Source organism: Sulfitobacter sp. 1A15106 (assembly GCF_043556995.1).
GTDB lineage: Bacteria > Pseudomonadota > Alphaproteobacteria > Rhodobacterales > Rhodobacteraceae > Sulfitobacter > Sulfitobacter faviae.
Window position 1 is genome coordinate 440,649 of the sequence record NZ_JBIFFM010000001.1, and the last position, 12,213, is coordinate 452,861.

General features: G+C 64.9%; 13 protein-coding genes. 5 read left to right on the plus strand and 8 right to left on the minus strand.

The annotated features are described in order from the left end of the window. Positions 1-71: 71 nt before the first annotated feature. Both ruvA and ruvC read right to left on the minus strand, forming a co-directional pair. Positions 72-749 (minus strand): Holliday junction branch migration protein RuvA, encoded by a 678-nt coding sequence (gene ruvA, locus ACGYKA_RS02125; protein ID WP_067263546.1) that lies wholly within the window; start codon positions 747-749, stop codon positions 72-74. Next, the gene (gene ruvC, locus ACGYKA_RS02130) at positions 746-1,252 is read right to left on the minus strand and encodes a crossover junction endodeoxyribonuclease RuvC (RefSeq protein ID WP_067263543.1); all 507 of its coding nucleotides are present in this window, start codon (positions 1,250-1,252) and stop codon (positions 746-748) included. The genes ruvA and ruvC overlap by 4 nt, the downstream gene beginning before the upstream one ends. Before the next feature lie 353 nt (positions 1,253-1,605). Between ruvC and ACGYKA_RS02135 the strand changes: the two genes are divergently transcribed. Continuing rightward, on the plus strand, positions 1,606-1,824 hold the full coding sequence (locus ACGYKA_RS02135; protein WP_209218191.1) for a DUF1127 domain-containing protein: 219 nt from the start codon (positions 1,606-1,608) through the stop codon (positions 1,822-1,824). Between the two features lie 89 nt (positions 1,825-1,913). On the opposite strand, the gene ACGYKA_RS02140 is transcribed toward ACGYKA_RS02135, so the two are convergent. From ACGYKA_RS02140 to ACGYKA_RS02155, 4 genes are all read right to left on the minus strand, one after another. After that, positions 1,914-2,258 carry a hypothetical protein gene (locus ACGYKA_RS02140; RefSeq protein WP_394411317.1) on the minus strand — a complete coding sequence of 115 codons (345 nt, stop codon included), beginning with the start codon at positions 2,256-2,258 and terminating at the stop codon, positions 1,914-1,916. Between the two features lie 110 nt (positions 2,259-2,368). Then, positions 2,369-3,241: a 50S ribosomal protein L11 methyltransferase gene (locus tag ACGYKA_RS02145; RefSeq protein WP_271688066.1), complete on the minus strand. Its 873-nt coding sequence runs from the start codon at positions 3,239-3,241 to the stop codon at positions 2,369-2,371. An 82-nt stretch (positions 3,242-3,323) separates the two neighbouring features. Then, positions 3,324-4,556 (minus strand): MFS transporter, encoded by a 1,233-nt coding sequence (locus tag ACGYKA_RS02150; protein ID WP_394411319.1) that lies wholly within the window; start codon positions 4,554-4,556, stop codon positions 3,324-3,326. A gap of 249 nt (positions 4,557-4,805) precedes the next feature. Continuing rightward, the gene (locus tag ACGYKA_RS02155) at positions 4,806-6,995 is read right to left on the minus strand and encodes a primosomal protein N' (RefSeq protein WP_394411321.1); all 2,190 of its coding nucleotides are present in this window, start codon (positions 6,993-6,995) and stop codon (positions 4,806-4,808) included. Positions 6,996-7,117: 122 nt separating this feature from the next. Between ACGYKA_RS02155 and fsa the strand changes: the two genes are divergently transcribed. Next, positions 7,118-7,771, plus strand: coding sequence for a fructose-6-phosphate aldolase (fsa, locus tag ACGYKA_RS02160; RefSeq protein ID WP_067263530.1), 654 nt, complete (start codon positions 7,118-7,120; stop codon positions 7,769-7,771). A gap of 63 nt (positions 7,772-7,834) precedes the next feature. On the opposite strand, the gene ACGYKA_RS02165 is transcribed toward fsa, so the two are convergent. Then, positions 7,835-8,755 carry a nitrilase-related carbon-nitrogen hydrolase gene (locus ACGYKA_RS02165; RefSeq protein ID WP_394411324.1) on the minus strand — a complete coding sequence of 307 codons (921 nt, stop codon included), beginning with the start codon at positions 8,753-8,755 and terminating at the stop codon, positions 7,835-7,837. Positions 8,756-9,026: 271 nt separating this feature from the next. Here ACGYKA_RS02165 and ACGYKA_RS02170 point away from each other — a divergent pair, with 271 nt between their 5' ends. The 3 genes from ACGYKA_RS02170 (at position 9,027) to ACGYKA_RS02180 (ending at position 11,210) form a co-directional block, all read left to right on the plus strand. Continuing rightward, positions 9,027-9,734 (plus strand): DUF484 family protein, encoded by a 708-nt coding sequence (locus ACGYKA_RS02170; RefSeq protein WP_067263525.1) that lies wholly within the window; start codon positions 9,027-9,029, stop codon positions 9,732-9,734. After that, the gene (locus tag ACGYKA_RS02175) at positions 9,731-10,675 is read left to right on the plus strand and encodes a tyrosine recombinase XerC (RefSeq protein ID WP_271688070.1); all 945 of its coding nucleotides are present in this window, start codon (positions 9,731-9,733) and stop codon (positions 10,673-10,675) included. The genes ACGYKA_RS02170 and ACGYKA_RS02175 overlap by 4 nt, the downstream gene beginning before the upstream one ends. 106 nt (positions 10,676-10,781) lie before the next feature. Next, positions 10,782-11,210, plus strand: a complete 429-nt coding sequence (locus ACGYKA_RS02180; protein ID WP_394411327.1) for a PACE efflux transporter — start codon at positions 10,782-10,784, stop codon at positions 11,208-11,210. On the opposite strand, the gene meaB is transcribed toward ACGYKA_RS02180, so the two are convergent. Next, complete coding sequence (gene meaB, locus ACGYKA_RS02185; protein WP_394411330.1) at positions 11,207-12,181, minus strand: methylmalonyl Co-A mutase-associated GTPase MeaB; 975 nt, start codon at positions 12,179-12,181, stop codon at positions 11,207-11,209. The genes ACGYKA_RS02180 and meaB overlap by 4 nt on opposite strands. Between the last annotated feature and the right edge of the window lie 32 nt (positions 12,182-12,213).

Consider the following 12,213-nt stretch of genomic DNA (forward strand, 5'->3'; position numbering starts at 1 on the left):
CTCGTTATGCCGTAGGGTGCGTGGTTCTTCCAGCGGAAGGTTCACGCACCAACCGCCGCGCGCATTCGTGCTCACCCCTTCGGCGCCAGCAGCTTGAGCGCCGCGCGAATGAGCGCCTTGGTATCGGCCTCGGGCGTCTCGCCTGCCGCCTGCGCCACGGCGCCCGCCGCATCGCCCGGGGCATAGCCGAGGTTACCGAGCGCCGAAAGCGCCTCGGACTGGGCAGAGGCATTGGGGGCGGCAGGTTTCGGCGCGGGGCGCGGGGCGGCGGCTTCGATCACCGCCTCGTCGGCGGCGGCCTCAGTCTCGCCCATGGCGTCGGCCACGGTGCCGGTCATCGCCATGACGCCGGGCGCCTTGTCCTTGAGGTCAAGCACCACGCGCTGCGCGATTTTCGGGCCGATGCCCTTCGCGGCCTTCACCGCGTTCCAGTCACCAAGCGCGATGGCGCGGCTCACGCCATCCGGCCCCAGCGTGCCGAGGATCGCGAGCGAGGCCTTGGCCCCCACCCCCTGCACCGAGGTCAGCAGCCGGTGCCATTCCTTCTCCACCAGCGTCTGGAAGCCGAAAAGCTGCATCAAGTCCTCGCGCACCACGAGGTCGGTATAAAGCGCCACAGCCTCGCCCACGCCCGGCAGTGCGGCCATGGTCCGGTCGGAGACATAGACGAGGTAACCCACCCCGCGCACGTCGATCAGCACGTGATCCGCGGCGCGGTAGTCGATGCGGCCCGAAAGCTTGCCGATCATGCGCTTGCCCTCGCCACCGCCTGCGCCAGCGTGCTTGCCCCGCCGTGATGAGCGTGGCAGATTGCGATGGCCAGCGCGTCGGCGGCATCCGGCCCCGCAATCTCGATCCCCGGCATCTGCATCTTAACCATATGCGCCACCTGCCCCTTATCCGCATGGCCGACGCCGACCACGGTTTTCTTGACCTTGTTGGGGGCATATTCGCCCACCGTCAAACCAAACTGGGCGGGCACCAGCATGGCGATGCCCCGCGCCTGCCCCAGCTTCAGCGTCCCGGCCCCGTCTTTGTTCACGAAGGTCTGCTCAACCGCTGCCGCTTGGGGCCGCCATGCCGTCAGCACGCGCGTAAGCTGCCCATGCAAGGACAAGAGCCGCGCGCCAAGGTCGTCGCCTTCGGAGTGACAGATGCCATTGGCCACATGCGCGATTCGGCTGCCCGAGACATCGATCACGCCCCAGCCCAGATTGCGCAGCCCCGGATCTATGCCGATCACCCGTATCATCTCTGCCCCTCGATAAAATTGTTGCTTTTTTGGTGCACTAGCACGAAAGGCGAACATCGCAAAGCCCTGATGCGCGGCGGGCACTTTGCGACAGGCGCTCTGTCGCTTTCGAACCGCGGTGTCGAATTGCGCCTCTCCATGGCTCAAAACCGACATGCCGGACGGTGAATTTTTCCCGTAATGAGAGTGGGTTAACCCTATTTTCGACCCATGCAAAAAACGCAAGGCTCACTGCCGTTTTTGAGGGATTGCGCGGGGCGAATTTCGGGCATACTTGCCGAAAATTCCGTTCGGTAAGGAAGGCCATCCCGCCCCCTGCCGACGCAACCTGAGAGCAAACAAAGGACGGCCCCATGGCAGCTTTCGACACCACCCGCACCGCTTACGGCTCCCCCTCGGCCGTCACACGTATCCTTGGCTTTTTCGGCGCCTTCTTCGCTGCTGTCGAAGCTTGGCAAGACAGCCGCGCCACCCGCAAGGCGCTGTCGGACCTGACCGATCTCGAGTTGCAAGACATCGGCTTGATCCGGGGCGACATCGACCTTGTGGCGCAGAACCACTTCGTGCGTTGACCCTACGGGATATGCATCAGCCCCATTAGAAAAGCCGTAGCGGAGAGCCTCCGCTACGGCTTTTTCTTTACGCGATGGGCGGTGCCACGTTACCGCATGATCGGGCCGGTCAGCTCGGCCAATGTCTGGGTCACCGGGTCGATGGCCATCATCTTGGCGCCGATCTGCTCAAGGTTCGACCCATTGGCGAGGCGCGAGAGGCGTTCGTTATAGGTCACCGGGCCGATCGCGGCGAGGGCGAAGGCTTTGAAGCCGAAAAACACCAGAACGATCAGGAAAAGACCTGTCATCGGGAACCCACGGCGGGCGCGTTTCGGCAAGACAGAGATCAACCCATCGCGTCCGACGCGGGTGACATATCCTCGTTCCAGCTTCCGATGCTTGCGCCCCAGAAGTTCGATCCGTTTCGCGAATTGAGCGTGTCCTTCAGCCATCACAGCCTCCGTAGCAATCCGGCCCCCACCGTTTGCTGGCAATTTGAATAAAGTCCAAATGTGGCAACAAAGCGGCAAAAGGGTCGAATGCAACGAAAATGAGGCGTGAATTATACTTTCGTTTGAAGCGTTAGTGTCGTCCAGTCACCAATGCTCTCGCGGTGGGTCAGATTGATGCCGGATCGTGCATAAACCTCGATCACCTCTTCCGCCTGTTCGTTCAGCAGGCCGGAGAGAATCGCATAGCCGCCGGGTTGCAGCGCCGCCGCCATGTCGGGGGCCAGCGCCACCAGCGGTCCTTTGAGGATATTGGCGAAGACCAGATCGAAAGGCGCGGCTTCGGCCAGCGCGGGGTGGTCGAAGCCCGCCGCTTCCACGCAGGTCACGCGGCCCGTTAGCCCGTTGGCATCGACATTGGCCTGCGCCACTTCGACCGCGACCTCGTCGATGTCACTGGCCAGCACGGTTTCCGGCCAGATGCGCGCGGCGGCCATGGCCAGCACCGCGGTACCGCAGCCGATGTCGGCGACGTTGCGGCCGTGGAACCCCTCGTTCGCCAGCCGGTCGAGCGCCTTGAGGCAGCCCAAGGTGGTGCCGTGGTGGCCGGTGCCGAAGGCCATGGCGGCCTCGATCAGCAGCGGCTCGCAGTCCTCGGGCACCTTGTCCGCGTCATGGCTGCCGTAGACGAAGAAGCGGCCCGCCTCCACCGGTGCCAATTCGCGCCGGACATGGGCGACCCAGTCGGTCTCGGGCAGTTCGGAGACGGTGAACTCCTTGGCGCCCATGGCTTTGGCCAGCACGGCAAGTGCTGCGGTATCGGGCGCTTCTTCGAAGTAGCCGCCGACTTCCCACAGGCCCGAGCCGTCCTCGACCTCGAAAACGCCCACGCCGGTGGGTTCGGGGGTCAGCCGCTCCATCGCCTCGCCCAGTGCATAGGCGGGGTCGCGGCCTTCGAGGGTGGTCAGGGCGGTGAAAGTGGGCATGGCGCGGTCCTTTGCTGCGGTGCGGTTGCGTTTCGCCTAGGGCCGCGCGCGCGCCGGGTCAAGCCATGTTGGGTTTTGCGCCTTATTCGGCGGCCTGCGGCAGGACACTTTGAAAGATCGTCTCATGCCCCGGCGCGGGGTGGCGCGGGATCAGCAGCGACAGCATCAGCGACACAGCCGCCATGCCCGCCGCGAGGAAGAACACCGCCGCTGGAGAGGCCAGCCACAAGAGCCCCAAGAGCACCGGCAGGAAGACCGCGGCGATATGGTTGATGGTGAAGGCCACCGCCGCCGTGGGCGCAATATCCGCCGGATCGGCGATCTTCTGGAAGTAGGTTTTCAGCGCCAGTGCGAGGGCAAAAAACATGTGATCGAGCACATAGAGCGTCGCCGCGATCACCACGCCCCAGCCGAGGTAATAGACCCCGCCATAGGCCAGAAAGACGCAGATCAGCCCGATATACTCGAAGGCCAGCGCCCGGCGCTCGCCGAAAAAGCCCACGGCACGGCCCATCAGCGGGGCAAAGAGCATGTTGGCCAGAAGGTTGATGAGGTAGAGCGTCGTGATCTCATGCACTTCGAAGCCGAAACGCTCGACCATCATGAACCCCGCGAAGACCACGAAGATCTGCCGCCGCGCGCCGGACATGAACTGCAGCGCGTAGTAGAGCCAGTAGCGCTTGCGCAGCACCATCTTCTTGTTCTGCACCGTGGGTGCCTCGAACTGCGAATAGGCCAGCATGGCGGTGAGTGCGATGATAACGGTGACACCGCCGCCGATCATGTAGACGATGTCGTAGCTGAGGCTCAGTGTTTCCCAGAGCGCCATGATCGCGAGATAGGCGACCAGCGTGGCCAGCGAGCCCGCGGCCATGAGCCAGCCGATCATCCGCGGGGCGTCCTCAATCTTCAGCCATTGCAGTTGCAGCGACTGGTTCACCGTCTCGTAGTAGTGGAACCCGATGGAGCTGAGCATGGTGATCGTCAGGATACCGCCCATGGAGGGGAAATAGGCCGTGACCGCCGTGGCCGCGCCCAGAAGCGCGAGCGAGACCAGCCCCAGCACCTGTTCGCGCATGAAGAGCAGGATGGCGATGACACCGATGGCAAAGAAGCCCGGGATCTCGCGCACCGTATGCAGCAGCCCGATGTCGGACCCGTCGAAATCGGCCACCTCGATGACGAAGTTATTGAGCAGCGCCGACCATGTGTTGAAGGCGATCGGCATGGCCAGCGCCATGAGGAACAGCAGGGCCACGGGACGGCGCCAGAACGGCAGGCGCTTGGCCTCTTCGAGGGTGATGAAACGGGTCATGGGATTTCATTACGCCCAAGGCCCGGAGATGGCGAGAGAAAACGCGCAGAGCCCGGCAGCGCCAGACCGGGGGCTGGCGCACACGAACTGTCAGGTGGGCACTTTATGGCAGCAGGTCATATGAAACTTGCGCAAGCCGCCACTCCGATTGCAAAAGCGCCAGACCATGAGCCGGTCTGGCGCTGCCCGGCGGCCTTCGGCCTTGATTCCGGGCTGTTTTGTTCGATGCAGATGCCCTGCCAGCCAGCCTCAATAAAAACTCTGCGGATCGATATCCACCGCCAGCCGCAAGTCTCCCTTGAGCCGCAGCCCGCCGACCCAACGGCCCAGCGCCTCCTGCAGCGCCACGCCTTTATCCGCCTTCACCAACAGCCGCACACGATGCCGCCCGCGCACCCGGGCGATTGGCGCGGGGGCGGGGCCGAAAACCTGCGCCCCCACGGCACGCAAAGGCGCATCATGCCGCGCCAGATGGTTGCCCAGATCAAAGACCGCCGCCGCATCGCTGCCGCTCAGGATGATCCCCGCCATGCGCCCATAGGGCGGCACCCCGGCTTGCCGCCGTTCCCCGGCCTCGGCGGCCCAGAAGGCTTCCTCCTCACCCGTCAAGATCGCCCGGATCACCGGATGCTCGGGCTGGTAGGTCTGCAACAGGGCCGCGCCGGGCGCCTCGGCCCGGCCCGCACGCCCCGCCACCTGCCGCATCAATTGGAACGTCCGCTCCGCCGCGCGCAGGTCCGACCCGGTGAGCCCGAGATCGGCGTCGATCACCCCCACCAGCGTCAGCTTGGGAAAGTTATGCCCCTTGGCCACCAGCTGCGTGCCGATGATAATGTCCGCCGCCCCCTCGGCGATCCCCGCGATCTCGGCCTTGAGCGCGCGGGCCGAGCCGTACATGTCCGAACTCAGCGTCGCGATCCGCGCCTCGGGCCAGAGCGCTGCGGCCTCCTCGCCCAGACGCTCCACCCCGGGGCCCACGGGGGCGAGCTTGCCCTCGACCTCGCAAGAGGGGCAGGCCTCGGGCATCGGTTTGCTCTCTCCGCATTGGTGGCAGACGAGGCGCTTGAGAAAGCGGTGTTCGACCATCCGCGCATCGCATTGGTCGCAGCCGATCTGCTCGCCACAGGCACGGCAAAGCGTGACCGGCGCATAGCCGCGGCGGTTGATGAAGAGCATCGCCTGTTCGCCGCGCGCCAATCGCGCATCGACCTCGCGCTTCATCTCGCCCGAAATCCACTTGTCCCCCGGCAGCCCCGCCTGCCGCATGTCGATCGCGCCCATCTGCGGCATCACCGCCGGGCCGAAACGCGAGGTCAGTTCCAGCCGCCGGTACTTCCCGGCCTCGGCATTGGCCCATGTCTCGAGGCTCGGCGTGGCGCTGGCCAGCACCACCTGCGCGCCGCAGATTGAGGCCCGCAGCACCGCCATGTCCCGCGCGTTGTAAAGCACCCCGTCCTCCTGCTTGTAGGAGGTGTCATGTTCCTCATCCACGACGATCAGCCCGAGGTTCTGAAACGGCAGAAACAGGGCCGAGCGCGCGCCGATCACCAGCTGCGCGTTGCCCTGCCCCACCATGCGCCAGATGCGGCGGCGCTCCGTCATCGTGACGCCGGAATGCCACTCGGCGGGCTTGGCGCCGAAACGCTCTTCGACACGCTCCAAAAACTGCTCGGTCAGCGCGATTTCGGGCAAGAGCACCAGCGCCTGCCGCCCGGCCTGCACCGCCGCCGCCACGGCTTCGAGATAGACCTCCGTCTTGCCCGAGCCGGTGACCCCGCGCAAAAGCGTCGTGCCGTAGGTCCCGGACTTGATCCCCTCGCGCAGCACTGCCGCCGCCTTGGCCTGATCCTCGGTCAGTGCCTTGCCGGGCAAGGATGGATCAAGCCGCCGGAACGGCAGATCGCGGGGGCTTTCCTCCTCGCGCACCGCACCTTGGTCCACCAGGCCCTTCACGACCGAAGACGTCACCCCGGCCATCTCAGAAAGCTCCTTCAACGTGAAGGCCAGATCGCCGTATTCCTCCAACACCGCCATGACCCGCTGGCGTGCATCGGTCATGCGCGACGGCATGCCGTCCCCGGCGCGGTAGATCTTGCGCATCGACGGCGGATCGCCGAGGCCCGGCGCGCGGGTCGCCAACCGCAGCATGGCGGGCAGCGGCGTGAGCGTATAGGCAGCGGACCGCAGCAAAAACTCGCGCATCTCCTCGCGCATCGGCGGCGCGTCGAGCACCCGGATCACATGGCGCACCTTGTTGATGTCGTAGTCCCCGGCCCCCGGCCCCCAGACCACACCCATCACCTTGCGCGGGCCCAGCGGCACCTCGACAAAGGCCCCTGCATGGCAACCACCCTCGGGCGCGCGATAATCCAGCGCGCGGCCCAAAGGCTGGGTGGTCATCACCGACAACAACTCACCATGGTGGTAGAATTCAGCCATACCTGCCGCATGCTCCGTGTCGCTTGGGGGAATTGAGGCTTTAAGCATCGCAGATCATGCGGTAAAGCCAAGGCAACGAATTGACCCGATAGCGATCACATTCCAACCCGGAAGGAAAGCCCATGAAATTCTTCGTAGATACCGCCGAGATCGACGCCATTGCCGAACTCAATGACCTTGGCATGGTCGACGGCGTGACCACCAATCCCTCCCTCATCCTGAAATCGGGCCGCAACATCCTTGAAGTCACCAAAGAGATTTGTGACCTCGTCGATGGCCCGGTTTCCGCCGAAGTCGTGGCGCTGGAAGCCGACGCGATGATCGCCGAGGGCCGCAAATTGGCCGAGATCGCCGACAACATCACCATCAAACTGCCGCTGACATGGGACGGGCTGAAAGCCTGTAAGGTTCTGTCGGGCGAAGGTCACATGATCAACGTGACACTCTGCTTCTCGGCGAACCAAGCGCTGATCGCGGCCAAGGCGGGCGCGACCTTCATCTCGCCCTTCATCGGGCGCCTTGACGACATCAACCTCGATGGCATGGACCTGATCCAAGACATCCGCACCATCTATGACAACTACGGTTTCGAGACGCAGATCCTCGCCGCCTCCATCCGCAGCGTGAACCACATTCTGGACGCCGCGCGCATCGGTGCCGACGTGATGACCGCGCCGCCCGAGGTGATCAAGAAACTGGCCGCGCATCCGCTGACCGACAAGGGGCTGGAGCAGTTCATGGCCGATTGGAAAAAGACCGGTCAGAACATCCTCTGATCCGGCCTTAACGCGCGAACATCAAACCCCTTCCGCCCGTGGCGGAGGGGGTTTTTCTTTGCCTTAGGCCGCACTCCCTTCGACCGTCAGGTGATCGCCCGACCACAGGCCCGGACGCACCTCGGCCTCGGCCGCGCCTGCGCGGATGCGGCGGCATTGCCCCACGGGGATCGCCGGGGCTTGCAAGACCAGATCCATGCCCTGCGCCGCCGTCTGGGGCGGCAGGGCCGCATGCATCCCGTCCAATGCCACCGAAACGTCGCAGGGCAGGTAAACGCTCGCCCCGCCCACGCCGGTATCCTGCTGCCACGGGGTCAGCGGCGCGCCCACCGCGCCGACACAGCAAACGGCGGTCTGCAATTCAATGGCCCGCGCCCGTGCGCAACTGAACACGCGGTTATAGCCGGTGATCATATCGGTCTTGGCGGGAATGATCACCAGATCGAGGTTCAGCTCCCCCAGTTTGGACCAGAGCGCGGTATATTCCGCATCAAGACAGATCGCGATGACACAGCGCAGCCCGTTCCACTCGAACAGGTTGATCCCCGTGCCCGCGATGGTCACGCCGCTGGCGCCATTCGCCTCAAGCGGGGTCAGGCTCAGCTTGTTCTGCACTTGCAGCCCGCCATCGGGGGTTAGAAACCACGCTTGATTAAGGTAACCTTCGGGCGCATCGACCGTAGGGAAGGCCACGGGAAAGGTGCCGGGCAGCAGGGCCACGCCGGTTTGCTCAACCATGCGCCGCATCGGGTCGAGCGCCAGCGTGGCGGTCTGCGCGAGCCAGCCAAGCTGCTCTTCCGCAGGCAGGTCGGCGGGGGCGAAACTCAGCCACTGCGCGCAGCAAAACTCGGGCATCACCAAAAGCTGCGCCTCACGCTCGGCGGCCTGTTGCAGACGCGTCTCGACACTGGCGAGCCAGCTTTGCAGCGAGTCCGGCGCGACCTGAAGGTTGGCGGCCCAAAGATCGACAGAGACATGTTCCATGTAAGATTTCCTCTCCCGGCAAAGACCTCTCCCACCGCATCCGGGGATATGCGGCAGGCTTCGATCAGGTACGCGCGGCCCTACGGCTGAAATCCGCGCGTCGACCGGGGCCAACACGTCTGCGCCGCTTTTGTTCCGCCAGGCTTCGGTCTACATCCCGGCCTGACGCAAGGCGGCAACAAAGACCGCAGGCGGCAGGACCCGTGACCAATTGGGGGCAGATCTTGACGCCCCAGCATGCTATGACACTGCAAATCAAAAAGAGACGCCCATGAGCAGCAGCCCCAAAATCGACGACGCCCTGCGGGAGGCGATCATCTCAGCGCCTGACGTCATTCTTGACGACAGCGACGTGATGCAGGCGCTGATCGCGGCGAATGAAAAGGCCATGGGCGGCAATATCGTCGACCTGCGCGGCATCGCGATGGAGCGGCTGGAAACCCGTCTCGACCGGCTGGAGGACACCCACCGCAGCGTCATCGCGGCGGCCTATGAAAACCTTGCCGGGACCAATCAGATCCACCGCGCCATCCTGCGCATGCTCGACCCGGTGGAGTTCGAGACTTTCCTGCGCGATCTCGGCGGCGAAGTGGCCGATATCCTGCGCGTCGATGCGGTGCGGCTGGTGTTGGAATCCACCCAGAACGACAATGACCCGGCGGTGCAGCGTTTGGGCGATGTGCTCAGCGTGGCCGAGCCAGGGTTCATCGACGACTACCTGAGCCAAGGGCGCGGCGGCATGGTGCGGCAGGTGACCCTGCGCGCGCTGCAAGACGGATCCGAAGCGCTCTATGGCAGCAAGGCGGGATGGATCCGGTCCGAGGCTTGTCTCAAGCTTGATTTCGGCCCCGGACGGCTGCCCGGCCTGTTGGTCATGGGCGCCGAAGACCCGCATATGTTCGGCCCGCAACAGGGCACCGATCTGCTCACCTTCTTTACCGGCGTGCTGGAGCGATCCATGCGCCGCTGGCTGTCTTGAGCGAGAAGGCAAATCCGCTGCTGATCAGCCCCGCCGCGCGGGACGCGCTTCAGACGTGGTTGGAACACCAAAGCGCGCTAAAGGATGCGGCCGAAAATACGATCATCGCCTACCGGGGCGATGTGACCGAATTCCTCACCTTCATGACGCTGCATAAGGGCGACACCCAAGGTCTGGGTGCGTTGGCGAAAATCACCATCAGCGATATGCGCGCATGGATGGCCAGCACCCGCAGCGGCGGGGCGGGGTCACGGTCAGTCGCGCGCAAGCTCTCGGCGGTGAAAGCCTTTTACCGCTGGCTGGCCGAGCGGGAGGGGTTCGAGCCCACTGCCGTTCTGCTCGCCCGGTCGCCGAAGTTCACCAAGAAACTGCCCCGCCCGCTGGCCGAAGACGCTGCCCGCGCGCTGATCGACTGTGTCGAGACCCAAGCCCGCGCGCCATGGGTGGCGGCGCGTGACGTGGCGGTGCTGACCCTGCTCTGGGGCTGCGGGCTGCGGATTTCCGAGGCGCTGGCGCTGAAAGGCGGCGATGCCCCCCTGCCCGCCAGCCTGCGCATCCTTGGCAAAGGCGGGAAGGAACGGGTCGTGCCGGTCTTGCCCGCCGCACGCGCCGCGGTCGCAGACTACCTCGCCCTCTGCCCGCACCCGCGTGAGGCGCAGGCCCCGCTGTTTCGCGCCATCCGCGGCGGTGGCTTGGGCGCGCGCGCCGTGGCGCAGGTGATGGCCGATGCGCGGATGCAACTGGGCCTGCCCGCCAGCGCCACGCCCCACGCCATGCGCCACAGCTTTGCCACCCATCTGCTCGACGCGGGCGGTGATCTGCGCGCCATTCAGGAGCTGTTGGGCCATGCGTCCTTGTCGACCACGCAGGCCTATACCGCCGTCGATACTGCGCGGCTGATGGAGGTCTATAACAACGCCCATCCCAAGGCGGGCCGCTGAGCCCCTTGCACCCCGCGCGTCAATCGCCATATTGGCCCCAAGCGAGGACGACCTCCCCCATTTGGGCAGCCACTCGGGACGACCCGACCAATACCGGGACCACCCCATGCGCAGCACCGCAGACCGCATCCGCCACGCCCTTAGTTTTGAGATCATCGCCCTGCTGATCGTCACCCCCGCCAGTGCTTGGCTCTTTGACAAGCCCATCGGCCATATCGGTGTCGTCGCTGTGGTCAGCGCCAGCATCGCGACGGGGTGGAACTATCTCTACAACCTCGGTTTCGACCACACCCTGCGTCGGTTGCGCGGCACGGTGAAAAAGACGGTGCCGATCCGCGTGCTTCATGCCGTGAGTTTCGAGATCGGGCTGCTCTTCGTGCTCTTGCCCTTCATCGCGTGGTATCTTGAGATTTCCCTGCGCGAAGCCTTCTTGATCGACGTGTCCTTGGCGGTGTTTTACCTGATCTACGCCTTCGTCTTTAACTGGATCTACGACGTGCTCTTCCCCGTCTCGGAACCCGCAAACGCGTCTTAATCTGCCCTAAGGCGGCGGACGAATTCCGCCGCCGCTTCCGCCGGATCACGCGCCCCATCGGCCACCGCATCACTAAGCCGCGTCAGATCGTCCTTCGCCTGGGGTGTCTCCAACTGCGCCAGCAGCCGCTGCTTCACGTCCTGTTCGAACCAATAGCGCGCCTGTGCGGCGCGGGTGCGGTCCCAGAAACCATGCGCGCGGCGCCATTCGATCAATTCCTGCAAAGCGGCCCAAGTCTCATCCAGTCCGTTCTCTTCCAACGCCGAAACGGCGGTGGCGCGCGGGAACCCCTCGGGGTCTTGCGGGCGTTTGCGCAGCAGACGCAGGGCACCGGCATAGTCAGCGCGCGTCCGCGCGGCGGTGGATTTCAGATCGCCGTCGGCCTTGTTGATGACGATGAGGTCGGCAATCTCCATGATGCCGCGTTTCACGCCCTGCAACTCATCCCCGCCAGCGGGGGCCAGAAGCAGCACGAAGGCGTCCGACATCTCGGCCACCACGGTTTCCGACTGGCCGACGCCCACGGTCTCGATCAGCACCACGTCAAAGCCCGCCACTTCGCAAAGCCGCACCGCCTCGCGCGAGCGGCGCGCGACGCCGCCCAAATAGGTCTGGCTGGGCGAAGGCCGAATGAAGGCATTGGGATCACGGCTCAGCCGGTCCATCCGCGTCTTGTCGCCCAGGATCGAACCGCCGGTGCGCGCCGAACTGGGGTCCACCGCCAGCACCGCCACGCGTTTGCCCTGCGCGGTCAGCATCATGCCGAAGCTTTCGATGAAGGTGGATTTGCCCACCCCGGGTGTGCCCGACAGCCCGATGCGCAGCGCCTGCCGGTCGCTGGGCAACTTCGCCAGCAGTTCCGCCGCCGCCGCGCGGTGATCGGCGCGGCCCGATTCCACCAAGGTGATCGCCCGCGCCAAGGCGCGGCGCTCTCCTGCTATGAGGCCCTCGGCCAATCTCTCGATATCCATGGGCAACTTTTGCGGGGGGCGGGTGGAATTGT

What these genes read in the sequence shown, in the direction of transcription:
- meaB (WP_394411330.1), bottom strand. Translation starts at nt 12,181, where the DNA reads ATGGATATCGAGAGATTGGCCGAGGGCCTCATAGCAGGAGAGCGCCGC.
- ruvA (WP_067263546.1), bottom strand. Translation starts at nt 749, where the DNA reads ATGATCGGCAAGCTTTCGGGCCGCATCGACTACCGCGCCGCGGATCAC.
- ACGYKA_RS02155 (WP_394411321.1), bottom strand. Translation starts at nt 6,995, where the DNA reads ATGGCTGAATTCTACCACCATGGTGAGTTGTTGTCGGTGATGACCACC.
- ACGYKA_RS02165 (WP_394411324.1), bottom strand. Translation starts at nt 8,755, where the DNA reads ATGGAACATGTCTCTGTCGATCTTTGGGCCGCCAACCTTCAGGTCGCG.
- ACGYKA_RS02135 (WP_209218191.1), top strand. Translation starts at nt 1,606, where the DNA reads ATGGCAGCTTTCGACACCACCCGCACCGCTTACGGCTCCCCCTCGGCC.
- fsa (WP_067263530.1), top strand. Translation starts at nt 7,118, where the DNA reads ATGAAATTCTTCGTAGATACCGCCGAGATCGACGCCATTGCCGAACTC.
- ACGYKA_RS02145 (WP_271688066.1), bottom strand. Translation starts at nt 3,241, where the DNA reads ATGCCCACTTTCACCGCCCTGACCACCCTCGAAGGCCGCGACCCCGCC.
- ruvC (WP_067263543.1), bottom strand. Translation starts at nt 1,252, where the DNA reads ATGATACGGGTGATCGGCATAGATCCGGGGCTGCGCAATCTGGGCTGG.
- ACGYKA_RS02170 (WP_067263525.1), top strand. Translation starts at nt 9,027, where the DNA reads ATGAGCAGCAGCCCCAAAATCGACGACGCCCTGCGGGAGGCGATCATC.
- ACGYKA_RS02180 (WP_394411327.1), top strand. Translation starts at nt 10,782, where the DNA reads ATGCGCAGCACCGCAGACCGCATCCGCCACGCCCTTAGTTTTGAGATC.
- ACGYKA_RS02140 (WP_394411317.1), bottom strand. Translation starts at nt 2,258, where the DNA reads ATGGCTGAAGGACACGCTCAATTCGCGAAACGGATCGAACTTCTGGGG.
- ACGYKA_RS02150 (WP_394411319.1), bottom strand. Translation starts at nt 4,556, where the DNA reads ATGACCCGTTTCATCACCCTCGAAGAGGCCAAGCGCCTGCCGTTCTGG.